The organism is Mesorhizobium sp. C089B, assembly GCF_030323125.1.
Taxonomy (GTDB): Bacteria; Pseudomonadota; Alphaproteobacteria; order Rhizobiales; family Rhizobiaceae; genus Mesorhizobium.
The window spans coordinates 6,355,030-6,367,887 of the sequence record NZ_CP100469.1 but is presented as its reverse complement, the minus strand read 5'-3'; the positions used below and the strand labels follow the sequence as shown (position 1 = coordinate 6,367,887).

Sequence of the window (12,858 nt, the reverse complement as noted above, 5' to 3'; positions counted from 1 at the left end):
CCTTTGTCCTAGTCCTTCAGCGGCACGCCGAGATTTTCGAAGGCAACCGGATCCCGGCTCTTCAACGCACCGGAAAGCAGCAGGCCGACCACCGCGGCAATCAGCACCAACCCCGGCAGCAACGCGCCGAGGAAGCCGCTGGCGCCCGACAGGCCACCGAAATTAATGACGATCAGGTAGATGATGACGACGAAAGCGATGAAGGCCAGCCCAGGCAGGATGGTGGTCTTCAGCGCATTCTCCTGCGTCGACGGGTTGGCGCGGAAGTACATCACCACGGCGAGCGAGGCCACCGCCATCATGACGATGACTCCCAGCGTCGCGACATTGGTCAGCCAGGAAAACAGCGCCAGAACCGGATCGAGGCCGAGCACCGCGAACAGTCCGATGACGATCGCTGCCAACACGCTCTGGATGACGGAAGCAACATGCGGGCTCTGGTGCACTGAATGCGTCACGCCGATCGCTTCAGGCAACAGCTTCTCGCGGCCCGAGACGTAGATGTAGCGGGCAACCGCGTTGTGGAACGCCAGCACGCCGGCAAACAGGCTCGACACGAACAGGATGCCCATGGCGTGCGACAGCATGGTTCCGGCGTAGCGGTCGGACAGGCCGAACAGGAAAGTCGTCGGATCCTGAAGCGCCTGCAGTGCGGGCAACAATTTGTCGACGCCGGCGCCGACCGCCATCAGCCAGGCCGTGACCATGTAGAAGACGCCGATCAGCAACACTGAGAAATAGGTGGCGCGCGGAATGGTCACCTTGGGGTCGCGGGCTTCCTCGGCGTAGATCGTCGTCGCCTCGAAACCAATGAAGGCGGCGAAACAGAACAGGATGGCGATGGCGGGCGAGCCGCTGACGATCTGGCTCCAGCTGAACGGCGCCGCCGAGAGACCACTGTCGCCACCGGTCTTGAGGATGGCGAGGTCTAGCACCAGCACAACGATGTATTCGCACAGCACCAGCACCGTCAGGATCTTGGCCGACAGGTCGACCTGGCGGTAGCCCAACACCGCGACGATGGCGACGGCGATGAAGCTCCACACCCACCAGGGTAGGTCGATGCCCCAGCCGGCGAACAGGCCGGCGGTCGCGGCCCCCAGCAGGCCCATGACCCCGATCTGCATGGCGTTGTAGGACAGGATCGCGATGATTGCGGTTGCGCCGCCGGCAAAACCGCCGAGCCCGCGCGCGGCATAGGCATAGAAGGCGCCGGCATTGCCGACATGGCGCGACATGGCGACGTAGCCGACCGCAAACAGCAGCAGCAACACGGTCACGATAAGATAGGTTCCGGCAAAGCCCGCCCCATTGCCCATAAGCATGCCGAGCGGCGTGCCGCCGGCAACCGCGGTGAGCGGCGCCGCCGCCGAAATCACCATGAAGGTGATAGCGCCGACGCCAAGACTGTTCTTGCGCAGCCTGTTGGCGGGCGCCTGTTCCGAAACTGCTGACATTTGTCCCTCCAGTTTTACGAACCCTGGGTTCGCGGCCGCTCGGCCTGTTCCCTGAATGCCATCGGTTCATTATTTGAACCCGTATTTTGAATATAGACTTGCAAAGAATGCCGATGCCTGTCAAGTTAATTCACACATTAAGTTTCTATCCGAGCGGGAGGCTGGATGGGTACGGTCGGCAAGGCGATTTCACTTCTGGAACTGTTCACGGTAGACGAGCCCGAGTTCGGACTTTCCGATCTCGCGCGGCGGTGTGCGTTCGACAAGGCGACGACGCGGCGGCTGCTGGTGGCGCTTGGCGGCCATGGTTTCGTCGAGCAGGATGCCGGCACGCGGCACTATCGCCTCGGCGCCGGCCTGTCGCGGCTGGCGCGTATCCGCGAAGCCTGCTTCCCGTTCCTGCAAACGGCAATTCCCGTGGCGCAGAATCTGGCGGGTTCGACAACCGAGACGGTGCATCTGTCGGAATTCGGCGTCGACAGACTGATCACCGTCCATGTCGAGCATTCAAGCTGGGCAAACAGGGTGAACATCGATATCGGCCAGCTTCTGCCGCTGCATTCCACCGCGTCCGGCATCGCCTATCTGGCCTTCGCCGACAACGCGACCGTGAAAGCATGCCTGACAGGTTCGCTTGAGGCCTTCACCGATCATACCCTCGTCGAGCCGGCCGCCATTTCAAAGTCGATCGGCGAGGCGCGCGACCGCGGCTATTCGATCTGCGACCAGGGCCATGAGGACGGCGTGATCGGCGTCGCGGCTGCAATCCGCGCCGCCGATGGTCTTGCGCTGGGGACAATTGCGGTGGCAGCCCCGAAGGCCAGGACGACACCGGCTACGATCATGGAACGAGGGCTTGCGGTTGTGACCGCGGCACGGGAGATTTCGATGCGCCTCAATGGCGAAAACCTGCAAACCCTGAGGAGGCAGGCCTGATGTCTGTAAGTATGGCAACGCCCCGCATCCTGGTCATCGGCACGGGCGACACCAAGACCGACGAACTGCTGTTCATGAAAGCGTGCATCGAGGCATCGGGTGGCCGCGCCGTGATGATGGATGTCAGCGTGCTGGGCGACCCCGCCTATAGTCCCGATCACGACAAGCATGCCGTTGCGCGGGCCGCTGGCGTGACGATGGCCGAAATCGTCTCGAGCGGCGATGAAAACACCGCCATGACATTGATGGCCGTCGGCGCCGTTCAGCTGGTGCGCCAGCTTCATGAGCGCGGCGAGATCGACGCCTTCATCGCCATCGGTGGTTCGATGGGAACCGATTTGGCGCTCGATGTCGCGCTGTGCCTGCCGCTCGGCGTGCCGAAATTCGTCGTCTCGACCATCGCCTACTCGCACCTCATTCCGCCCGAGCGTGTCGCGCCCGACCTGATGATGATCCTGTGGGCAGGCGGGCTCTACGGCCTCAACACCATCTGCAAGCTGGTCCTTTCCCAGGCCTGCGGCGCGGTCGTCGGTGCGGCGAAGATCGTGCTTGCATCCCGTGCTTCCGCCACGGCGGTCGGGCCGACCATCGGCATGACTTCGCTGGGCAGCAGTTGCCTGCGCTATATGAAGACGCTGAAGCCGGCGCTGGAGCGGCGCGGCTATGACGTCGCAGTCTTTCACACCACCGGGATGGGCGGCCGGGCCTTCGAATCTATCGCCAGCCAGGACCATTTCTGCGCGGTGTTCGACTTCAGCCTGCAGGAGATCACCAATCATCTTGCCGGTTCGGTCGTCAGCTCCGGCGCCGACCGGCTCGAGAATGCCGGCGCCCGCGGCATTCCGCAGATCGCAGCCCCTGGCGCCGTAGACATGGTCGATTTGCCGACCTGGCAGGCGCTGCCGACAAAGTTCGCGCAGCGGCCATTCCATGCTCATAACAGGTTGATCGGCTCGATCACCGTCGATGCCGCCGACCGCCGTGAAGTCGCCAGGACCATCGCCGCCAAGCTCGGTGCGTCGAAGGGGCGCTCCGCTTTCATCCTGCCCTCCGGCGGCATCCAGGAATGGGATGCGCAGGGCGAGCCGCTGTACGAACCCGAAGCCCTCGCGGCGTTCACCGATGAGATGCGCAAGGCCATTCCCGCCGGCGTCGAGTTCCACGAGATCGACGCCCACATCAACAGCGACGAGTTCGTCGGCAAGGCGCTCGAAATCTTCGACCGCTGGGTCGAGGAAGGCATCATCCCGCGCGGCATGCCGGCCAAGGGAGTGGCTGCGTGAGCGCTGTTCCTGCCCAGGCGCTCGTCCTCGATTTCGGCGGCGTCGTCACCCGGACCCTTTTCGAGACCCATGCCTTGACCGAACAGGCGCTCGGCCTCGCGCCGGGAACGCTGCAATGGCACGGGCCGTTCGACCCGGATTCAGATCCGCTGTGGCGCTCCATGCAGGCCAACGACATCAGCGAGCGCGATTATTGGCGCACCCGCACCAGCGAAGTCGGCCGGCTCGTCGGCGAGGACTGGGAGGCAATGGAGACATTCGTCCAGCGCGCACGCGGAGCCGAGCCGGAAAAGATCGTGCGGCCCGAAGCCGTCCGCGCCATCCGGACCGTGCATGCGGCGGGATTTCGCCTGGCGATCCTGTCCAACGAGCTAGATCTGTTCTATGGCGCCGGCTTCCGTCAGCGGCTGCCGCTGCTCGAGCTGTTCGACACCATCGTCGACGCCACCGATACCCGCATCCTCAAGCCCGATCCGCGCGCCTATGCCTTGGTGACCGAGGCGCTTGGCCTGCCTGCCCGCGCCTGTGTGTTCGTTGACGACCAGCAGCGCAATGTCGATGGCGGCCGTGCCGCCGGCATGCGCACCGTTCATTTCGACGTCGCGCGGCCGGCACTTTCCTATGCCGAGGCCCTCGGCCATTTCGACCTCATCTCCTGAGACATTTGCGGAGCCTTGCGATGCGCGACATCAATTTCCTCACCGAGAAAAACGCCAAGCCGATCTGGCATCCGATGGCACACCCGGCCGAGATGCGGGCCAACCCGCCAAAGGTGATCATGAAAGGCGAAGGCGTGATGGTCACCGACATCGACGGCAACACCGTGCTCGATGCGGTTGGCGGACTGTGGAACGTCAATCTCGGCTACTCCTGCGACCCGATCAAGAAGGCCATCGCCGACCAGCTCAGCGCCCTGCCCTACTATTCCGGGTTTCGCGGCACGTCGACCGGCCCGTCGATCGAGCTCGCTTACGAACTCAGCGAATGGTTCGAACCGGAAGGCATGGTGCGGACCTTCTTCACCTCGGGCGGCTCGGATTCGGTCGAAACCGCACTGCGGCTCGCCCGCCAATACTGGAAGATCCGCGGCCAGGGCGACCGGACAAAATTCCTCGCGCTGAAGAAGGGCTATCACGGCACCCATTTCGGTGGCGCGTCAGTCAACGGCAACGCCAATTTCCGCCGCAACTATGAGCCGCTTATGCCCGGCGTCTTCCACATTCCCGCACCCTGGACCTTCCGCAATCCGTTCGATGAGACCGATCCGGCGCGGCTGGCCAAACTGTGCGCCAAAGCGCTGGAGGATGAGATCGCCTTCCAGGGCGGCGACACTATTGCCGCCTTCATCATGGAGCCGGTTCTCGGCGCCGGCGGCGTCATCGTTCCGCATGACAGCTTCATGCCGCTGGTGCGCGAGATATGCGACCGCCACGAAATCCTGCTGATCGCCGACGAGGTGGTCACGGGCTTCGGTCGCACCGGCGCCTGGTCGGGTTCGCGGCTATCCGGCGTGAAGCCGGATTTCATGACCATCGCCAAGGCGATCACCTCGGGCTATTTCCCGCTCGGCGCCACCTTGATCGGCGCCAAGGTCGCCGACGTCTTCGAGGCCGACAAGACCAGCTTCGGGGCGATCGGTCATGGCTATACCTATTCCGGCCATCCTGTCGGCTGCGCGGCAGGGCTGGCTGCACTTGTCGAGACCAAACGGCTTCGCCTGGACGAGAACGCAGCCGCGCGCGGCATCGAGCTGGCGGCGATGCTGGAGGGGCTAAAAGCCAAGCACGCGATCGTCGGCGACATCAGGTACAAGGGCCTGATGGCTGCGCTAGAGCTGGTCTCCGATCGCACGACGAAAAAGCCGGTGGACAAGAAGACCATGGCCGTGGTTTCGGAAGCCACTTATGACGCCGGCGTCATGCTGCGCGTGTCCGGCAACAACATCATCCTGTCGCCGCCGCTGATCATCGGCGCCGCCGACGTGGCAAAGATCGGCGAGGCCATCGATGCAGGTCTGTCGAGGGCCTGATGGACCCGCTGACGCAATGGAGTTTGGTACGCAATGACCCAATCTGAGAAGAACCCGAGCGAGGAAGCGCTCGTCAAGCGGCGTGCCCGCCTGCTCGGCGCGAAATCGCAATTGTTCTACGACGAGCCCGTGCACCTGGTGCGCGGCGAAGGCGTCTGGCTCTACGATGCCGACGGCCGCAAGTATCTCGATGCCTACAACAACGTCGCCCATGTCGGCCATTGCCACCCGCATGTGGTCGAGGCCTTGTGCCGTCAGGCAAGCCTGCTCAACACCCACACACGCTATCTGCACACCGCAATTCTCGACTATGTCGAGCGGCTGACGGCGACCTTCGATGCAAGCCTCGCCACCGCAATCCTGACCTGTACCGGCAGCGAGGCCAACGACATAGCGCTGCGCATGGCGCAGGCCGCCTCCGGCAATATGGGCATCATCGCCACCGACGCCACCTATCATGGCAACACGGCGGCGGTTTCGCAGCTCAGCACGCGCATGCCTCCGATCCGCGGCCGCGCCCCCCATGTCAGGCTGGTGCCGGCCCCCGACAGCTATCGCCATCCCGATGCGATGGCCAATGGCAAGGCCTTCGGCGACGCCGTGCGTCAAGCGATCGCTTCGCTGGCACAGGACGGCATTGGCCTGTCTGGCATCATCTTGTGTCCGCTGCTCGCCAATGAAGGTTTCCCGGCTCTGCCCACCGGATTTTTCGACGACGCCTTGGGGCCGTGCGCGAAGCCGGTGGTCTGGTCATCGCCGACGAAGTGCAGCCCGGCTTCGGCCGCACCGGCAGCCATTTCTGGGGCCATCAGCGCGCCGGCTTCGTCCCCGACATCGTCACCATGGGCAAGCCGATGGGCAATGGCCATCCGATCGCGGCCGTGGTCACCACCAAGGAGATACTGGCGACCTTCCGCGACGCTTTCCGCTACTTCAACACCTTCGGCGGCAACCCGGTCTCCTGCGCGGTCGCCAATGCCGTCCTCGACGTCATCGAACAGGAAAACCTTGTCGCCAACGCGCAAGACGTCGGCGCTTATGCGCTTGGCCTGCTGCGCCCGCTGGCCGATCGGCATGAGTGCATCGGCGAGGTCAGGGGCGCCGGACTGTTCTTCGGCGCCGAGCTGGTCCACGACCGCGACACGCGCGAACCGGCGCCCGACATTGCCGAGCAGGTCGCCAATCGCATGCGCCATCGCGGCGTGCTGATGGGCAAGACCGGCATCCACGGCAATGTGCTCAAGATCCGCCCGCCCATGCCGTTCTCGCGTGACAATGCCGACTTCCTGATCGGCCTGCTGGACGAGGTGCTGGGCGAAGTCGGCGGAGTGCCGGCGTGAATTCTGTTTCCACCCAATCCGAGCCCGAAACGGCAGCCGATGTCACGGAGCTCGCCAGGCGTGCGCTCGAACATTGGGGCGTCCGCAACTCTGAGCCGGAACTTCTGAAGCACCGCGAGAACGCCGTCTTCCGCGTGCGGCTGCCGGATGGCCAGCCGGCAGCCATGCGCATCCACCGGCTCGGCTACCACACGGACGCCGCGCTGCGTTCGGAACTGCAATGGATGGGCTTCCTGCAATCCGCCGGCGTCGCCACGCCGTCTTGCGTCGCAACACAGGCCGGCGATCCGTTCGTGCTTGTCAGAACGGCCACCTCGGCGCAGCCCCGGCAGGCCGATTGCCTGAGCTGGCTGGAGGGCCGCGCCGTGGGCGCACGCGGCGTGCCACTGGCCCACACGGCCGACCAGTCGATCCAGATCTTCACGGCGATCGGGCGGACCATCGCCCATATGCACAATGTCACTGCCTCGTGGACGCCGCCCGCGGGCTTCGTCCGCCATGCCTGGGACTTCGACGGCTTCTTCGGTGCGAACCCGGTCTGGGGCCGGTTCGAGACCTCGCCCTTTCTCGATGGTCCTCGCCGCGCGCTGGTCTTGCAGGCGCGCGACAAGGCAGTGAAGGCGCTGTCGGAACATGAGCGCAGCGCGTGCAATTTCGGCATCATCCACGCCGATCTGGTGCGCGAAAATGTGCTCATCCATGACAGCGCGGTGCGCATCATCGATTTCGACGATTGCGGCCATGGCTGGCACATGTACGACCTTGCCGTCGCCCTCTATCAGAACCGCGAGGAGGCGATCTACCCGCTGATCGAAACCGCTTTGCTTGACGGCTACCAGCAAGAGCGTGCGCTGATCCCGCAGGACATCGCCGCATTGCCTCTATTCGCCGCGTTGCGTGCCTTCGCCTTTCTTGGCTGGGTGCAAAGCCGCGTCGAAGGCGACATCACCAGGGATGTCGGCTTGCGGATGTCGACCATCGCAGCCGATGTGGTGATTGACTACCTGCGCGGCGAACAGCCCAACTGACGAGCCGATGAGAGCCGTCAGCTCTTGGCGAAATGGATGCTGACCGTTCCCGAGCTGCCGAAGTCGGCGACGATGGTATCGCCGGGCCGCGCCTCGACCGGGCGCACAAACGATCCGGACAGCACCACCTCGCCGGCCGCGATGGACATGCCGTAGCGGGCGAGCCTGTCCGCCAGCCAGGCAATGCCCATCGCCGGATGGTTGAGCACGCCTGCGCCAAGCCCGGTCTCCTCGACCTCCGCATTGCGCGAGACGATGGCGCCGATCCAGCGCATATCGGCTTCATCGGGTCGTTGCGGCCGGCCGCCGACGACAATGCCGGCATTGGCGGCGTTGTCGGAAATCGTATCGAAGAAAGTGCGCGCCTTCTTTGTCTCGGCATTGACGCGTTCGATGCGCGTGTCGAGGATTTCGAGCGCCGGCGTGATATAATCGGTGGCGTTGAGCACGTCGAAGATGGTCACGCCTGGGCCCCTCAGCGGCGCCTTCATGACGAAGGCTATCTCGGCCTCGACGCGCGGCTGGATGAAGCGGCCGACGGGTATCGTCGCGCCGTCGTTGAAGAACATGTCGTCGAACAGCACGCCCGAATCCGGCGTGTCGATGGCGAGCGCATATTGCATCGCCTTCGATGTCAGGCCGATCTTCCAGCCCTTCGGGGTCAGCCCGGCATCGGTCTTGCGTTTCACCAGCGCTGCCTGGACGCGATAGGCATCCTCCATCGTCGCGTCGGGAAAATCGAGGCTGAGCAGACGGATCTGGCGGCGCGAACGCTCGGCTTCGAACAGCCTTGCCGCGGCATCTTCAACTTGCTCGGGGGTCACGATGCTGCCTCGTCGACGACCCCGTTGCGGAGCACGCCGATGCCGTCGGCTTCGACTTCGATCACGTCGCCCGGCTTCAGCCAGATCGGCGGGTCGAAGCGGGCGCCGGCGCCGGTCGGCGTACCGGTGACGATGATATCGCCTGGCACCAGCGTGGTGAAGGTGGAGACATAGGCGATGATCTTGCGGAACGAGAAGATCATCCGGCTGGTGCGGTCCTGCTGGCGCAATTCGCCATTGACGCGGGTGGTCAGCGCGATGTCGGCAATCTGCGCCTCGTCGGTGAACGGCACCAGCCACGGACCGAGCGAGCCGGTGCGGTCGAAATTCTTGCCCTGCGTGACGTTGAACTTGGCGTGCCGTACCCAATCGCGAATGGTGCCTTCGTTGCACAGGGATAGTGCCGCGATATGGTCAAGCGCATCCCTCTCGGCGATGCGTCGTCCACCCTTGCCGATGACGATGACGATCTCGCCCTCATAGTCCAGCTGCGGCGATTCCGGCGGCCGCACCAGCGGCGCGTCGTGGCCGACGAAGGAGCGGGGGAAGCGGATGAACAGCGACGGGTTGGAAGGCGCGGCCTGGCCGTCCTTGTACTCTTCGTTGCGGTCCGGGTAGTTGACGCCGACGCAGATGATCTTTTCCGGCGACGGCAGAGGGATTTCATAAGCGATGGCGCCGACTGGAAAATCGACGGCGTAGGCTTCGGCCTCTTCCGCCAGCCGCCGTAGCACGCCGGCCTCGATCACTTCGCGCAGCGTCGGCCACTGGCTGTGCCGCGCCGACAGGTCGACGACGCCCTTATCTGTGACCGCGCCATAGCGCGTCTTGCCGCCGACGGTGAAGGTGGCGAGCCGCCCAGGTGCAGTCATCCCGGTCTCCGTCAGGTTCGCGTCTGTGGTCACGGTGCGATGATCGGCGACGCCGTCAAATCCGGTTGGCGTGCGGCCGCGCCGGCAAAGGTGCTGCCCTCCTCGAACCAGCTTTTCGGCGCCGGCGCGCCCCACAGCGTCTGGCGCTGCGGGTCCTTGAGGTCCCACTTGATCGGCTCCAGATCCGGATCGACCGTCTGGTAGTCCGAGCAGTAGATCTCGATGCGGTGATTGTCGGGATCGCGAACATAGAGGAAGAAGGCGTTGGAAATGCCGTGCCGGCCTGGGCCGCGCTCGATGTTTGCGAGGTAACCGGTCGTCGCCATCAGGTCGAGCAGGTCGATGATGTTGAGCGGTGTCGGCACCCAGAAGGCGACGTGATGCAGGCGCGGACCCACACCGTTGGTGAAGGCGATGTCGTGGACGCCGCCCTTGCGGTGCGTCCAGGCCGCCCACAGCTTTCCGCTACTGGCATCCTCGGTGTATTCGGTGACGCGGAAGCCAAGCTCGTTGTAGAAGGCGACGGACTCGTCGACATTGGGCGAGAAGCAGTTGAAGTGGTCGATGCGCAGCGGCTTCACGCCCTTGTAGAGCGCATATTTCTGATGAATCGGCGGCAGCCTTTCCATTTGGGCAAAGAACTCGAGCGGAATGCCGTGCGGGTCGCGGGTGCGGAAGGTGCGCGACTGGTACGGTCGCTCGACCCACTCGACCGGCAGGCCTTTTGCCTTGAAGAAATGCTCGGCCTTGTCGAGATCCTCATCCGAAAAAACCTTGAAGCCGAGATCGCGGGCTTCGGCGCTGCCGGCCTTCTTCAGCACGATGCAGTGGTGTCCGCGCTCTTCCAGGGCCCTTAGATAAATGGCGTCCGATGTCTCGTCGGTAACCTGCAGGCCAAGCGTGTCGACATAGAAGGCGCGGGATTTCGCAAGGTCGGTGACCGCCAGTTCGACATGGCTGAGGCGCACGATGTTGAAGGCGGGATAGAGGTTTGGTTTGGGCAGTGGCATGCGATGTCCTCCGGTCAGCCGCCGAGCTTCTGGATCGTGTGCGCTGAAGTGGCGAAGGCGATGTTCTTCGTCTCCATGTAGAAATCGAAGGAATGGTCGCCGCCGTCGCGGCCGATGCCGGAATTCTTGACGCCGCCGAACGGCGTCGGCAAATGCCGCACATTCTCCGAATTGACCCAGATCATGCCGGCGTCCAGCGCATCGGTGAAGCGGAAGGCGCGGGTAACATCCGACGTCCAGAGATAGCCGGTCAGGCCGTATTGGGTGTCGTTGGCCAGCGCCAGCGCTTCGGCCTCGTCCTTGAAGGAAATGGCGGTCAGCACCGGCCCGAAAATCTCTTCCTGGGCAATGCGCATCCTGTTGGTGGCGCCGGTAAACAGCGTCGGGCTGACATAGCAGCCACCGCCCGGACCGGCGAACTTGCCGCCGCCGGCGGCTACCACCGCGCCTTCCGATTTGCCGATCTCGATATAGGACAGCACCTTTTCCTCGTGCACCGGATGGATCAGCGGACCGACCACCGTTTTGGGATCGAGCGGATGGCCAACCTTGATGCGCTTTGCCTTCTCCGCGACCAGATCCGTGAATGTGTCGTAGACCGAGGCTTCGACCAGCAGCCGCGACGATGAGGTGCAGCGTTCGCCGTTGAGCGAGTAGATCATGAACACGGCCGCATCCGCCGCACGTTCGAGATCGGCGTCGGCGAAGACGATCACCGGGTTCTTCCCGCCCAGTTCGAAATGCACGCGCTTCAGCGTATCGGCGCCCTGTTTCATGATCATCGAGCCGGTGCGGCTCTCACCGACAAAACCGATCGCCTTGATGTCAGGGTGCTCGGTCAGCGCCTTGCCGGCGTGCTCGCCGAGGCCGTTGACCAGGTTCCACACGCCTTTCGGCAGGCCGGCCTCCTCGGCGATCTCGACCAGCAGGCGAGCGGTCAGCGGCGAAAATTCGGCCGGCTTGTGGACGACGGTGCAGCCTGCCGCCAGCGCCGGCGCGATCTTCCATGTCGACAGCATGAACGGCGTGTTCCACGGCGTGATGATGCCGACCGGGCCGATCGGCACGCGCGTGGTGATGTTGACCTGGCCTGTCGTGCGCAGCGTCTCGCCGTCGCGCGCTTCCGGCGCGCGGTCGGCGAAGAAGCGGAAATTCTCGGCGCCGCGCAGCGCGGCCTTGGCCATGAATTTCAGCGCCTGGCCGGTGTCCATGCACTCGACGAAGGCGATCTCCTCGGCGCGCGCTTCGATCGCATCGGCTATCTTGTGCAGCAGCTTCTTGCGCCCGTCGCCCGGCATGGCGGCCCAGGCCGGGAACGCCGCCTTTGCCGCCTTGGCGGCGCGGTCGATATCGGCGGCACTGCCACGCGCGACCTTGGCCAGCGGCTTGAGATCGACCGGCGACATGCTCTCGAAGGTCGAGCCATCCACCGCCGGCACCGCTTCGCCGCCGATCTGGTTCAGCACGCCGTCGCGCTTGAAACGGGCCAGATAGGCCTCGGCCTTTTTCAGATTGCCTTCGAGGTCGGACATATCAGCTTCCGTCACTTGCCGCGCAGTCGCGGATGGATTGCGTTTTTCTTCCAGCTCAGTACCGGGTCGATCTCCCTGATCTCCAGGGAAAGAGCGAAATGCGGGGTATCGAACAGGGGGCCAAGGTATTCGCTCACCGCGGCGAAGACCGCCTCCCCGGTTCGTTTCTTGTCCTCGGCGCTGCGCCCGGTTCCAATGCGAAACGACATGTCGAGGAAAGCGTTTTCCGGCAGGCTGTCGGCGATGGCATAGGCTTCCGCACGGAAGGCCCGCACCCGCACCGCGCCGGTTTCAAACAGCCCGGTGCCGAGCACGGTGCGCAACACCAGCGCGCACAATTCGCTCATGTCGACCTTGGCATCGAGGTTGGCCGAATACTCGATGGAAAAGTGAGGCACCGCGTCTCGCCTCCCGGATTGTTGCGCTGCTATAGTTAACGCGTTAATTACATGCAGCATCACTGAAGTCAAGCCTTGCATCCAAGTTGAGGCGACGATACGGGATGGAAAGGTCAGGTTTTGGCGTGCGGTCCCGCCGACCGCCCGCA

11 protein-coding genes and 1 pseudogene are annotated in these 12,858 nt (G+C 64.1%); 6 read left to right on the top strand and 6 right to left on the bottom strand.

Translation table 11 applies throughout. The features are described 5' to 3' along the window. Positions 1-8: 8 nt before the first annotated feature. Positions 9-1,457, bottom strand: a complete 1,449-nt coding sequence (locus NLY44_RS31075) for an APC family permease (RefSeq protein ID WP_023804435.1) — start codon at positions 1,455-1,457, stop codon at positions 9-11. A gap of 165 nt (positions 1,458-1,622) precedes the next feature. Here NLY44_RS31075 and NLY44_RS31070 point away from each other — a divergent pair, with 165 nt between their 5' ends. From NLY44_RS31070 to NLY44_RS31045, 6 genes and pseudogenes are all read left to right on the top strand, one after another. Further along, a complete protein-coding gene (locus NLY44_RS31070) occupies positions 1,623-2,393 on the top strand; it encodes an IclR family transcriptional regulator (protein ID WP_023804436.1) in 771 nt (256 codons plus the stop codon). Continuing rightward, entirely contained in the window at positions 2,393-3,676 is a 1,284-nt protein-coding gene (locus NLY44_RS31065) for a Tm-1-like ATP-binding domain-containing protein (protein WP_023804437.1), read from the top strand. Before NLY44_RS31070 ends, NLY44_RS31065 begins: the two co-directional genes overlap by 1 nt. Continuing rightward, on the top strand, positions 3,673-4,335 hold the full coding sequence (locus tag NLY44_RS31060) for an HAD family hydrolase (RefSeq protein ID WP_023804438.1): 663 nt from the start codon (positions 3,673-3,675) through the stop codon (positions 4,333-4,335). The genes NLY44_RS31065 and NLY44_RS31060 overlap by 4 nt, the downstream gene beginning before the upstream one ends. Positions 4,336-4,355: 20 nt before the next feature. Further along, a complete protein-coding gene (locus NLY44_RS31055; RefSeq protein ID WP_023745655.1) occupies positions 4,356-5,705 on the top strand; it encodes an aspartate aminotransferase family protein in 1,350 nt (449 codons plus the stop codon). 33 nt (positions 5,706-5,738) lie between these two features. After that, positions 5,739-7,045 (top strand): annotated as a pseudogene (locus NLY44_RS31050) (aminotransferase class III-fold pyridoxal phosphate-dependent enzyme). Continuing rightward, entirely contained in the window at positions 7,042-8,073 is a 1,032-nt protein-coding gene (locus NLY44_RS31045) for a phosphotransferase enzyme family protein (protein WP_023804439.1), read from the top strand. Before NLY44_RS31050 ends, NLY44_RS31045 begins: the two are co-directional and overlap by 4 nt. A gap of 17 nt (positions 8,074-8,090) precedes the next feature. Here the strand turns inward: NLY44_RS31045 and hpaH are convergent, their stop codons facing one another. Genes hpaH through NLY44_RS31020 form a run of 5 tightly spaced genes read right to left on the bottom strand, consistent with a single transcriptional unit; the run spans position 8,091 to position 12,709 of the window. Further along, positions 8,091-8,900 carry a 2-oxo-hept-4-ene-1,7-dioate hydratase gene (hpaH, locus tag NLY44_RS31040; protein ID WP_023749145.1) on the bottom strand — a complete coding sequence of 270 codons (810 nt, stop codon included), beginning with the start codon at positions 8,898-8,900 and terminating at the stop codon, positions 8,091-8,093. Further along, the gene (locus NLY44_RS31035) at positions 8,894-9,769 is read right to left on the bottom strand and encodes a fumarylacetoacetate hydrolase family protein (RefSeq protein ID WP_023738348.1); all 876 of its coding nucleotides are present in this window, start codon (positions 9,767-9,769) and stop codon (positions 8,894-8,896) included. Before NLY44_RS31035 ends, hpaH begins: the two co-directional genes overlap by 7 nt. A gap of 29 nt (positions 9,770-9,798) precedes the next feature. After that, on the bottom strand, positions 9,799-10,779 hold the full coding sequence (gene hpaD, locus NLY44_RS31030; protein WP_023682712.1) for a 3,4-dihydroxyphenylacetate 2,3-dioxygenase: 981 nt from the start codon (positions 10,777-10,779) through the stop codon (positions 9,799-9,801). Between the two features lie 14 nt (positions 10,780-10,793). After that, on the bottom strand, positions 10,794-12,311 hold the full coding sequence (gene hpaE / locus NLY44_RS31025) for a 5-carboxymethyl-2-hydroxymuconate semialdehyde dehydrogenase (protein WP_023692269.1): 1,518 nt from the start codon (positions 12,309-12,311) through the stop codon (positions 10,794-10,796). Positions 12,312-12,322: 11 nt separating this feature from the next. Further along, positions 12,323-12,709, bottom strand: coding sequence for a 5-carboxymethyl-2-hydroxymuconate Delta-isomerase (locus NLY44_RS31020; RefSeq protein ID WP_023667827.1), 387 nt, complete (start codon positions 12,707-12,709; stop codon positions 12,323-12,325). Positions 12,710-12,858 lie beyond the last annotated feature (149 nt).

What these genes read in the sequence shown, in the direction of transcription:
- NLY44_RS31065 (WP_023804437.1), top strand. Translation starts at nt 2,393, where the DNA reads ATGTCTGTAAGTATGGCAACGCCCCGCATCCTGGTCATCGGCACGGGC.
- NLY44_RS31075 (WP_023804435.1), bottom strand. Translation starts at nt 1,457, where the DNA reads ATGTCAGCAGTTTCGGAACAGGCGCCCGCCAACAGGCTGCGCAAGAAC.
- hpaE (WP_023692269.1), bottom strand. Translation starts at nt 12,311, where the DNA reads ATGTCCGACCTCGAAGGCAATCTGAAAAAGGCCGAGGCCTATCTGGCC.
- hpaD (WP_023682712.1), bottom strand. Translation starts at nt 10,779, where the DNA reads ATGCCACTGCCCAAACCAAACCTCTATCCCGCCTTCAACATCGTGCGC.
- NLY44_RS31070 (WP_023804436.1), top strand. Translation starts at nt 1,623, where the DNA reads ATGGGTACGGTCGGCAAGGCGATTTCACTTCTGGAACTGTTCACGGTA.
- NLY44_RS31055 (WP_023745655.1), top strand. Translation starts at nt 4,356, where the DNA reads ATGCGCGACATCAATTTCCTCACCGAGAAAAACGCCAAGCCGATCTGG.
- NLY44_RS31035 (WP_023738348.1), bottom strand. Translation starts at nt 9,769, where the DNA reads ATGACTGCACCTGGGCGGCTCGCCACCTTCACCGTCGGCGGCAAGACG.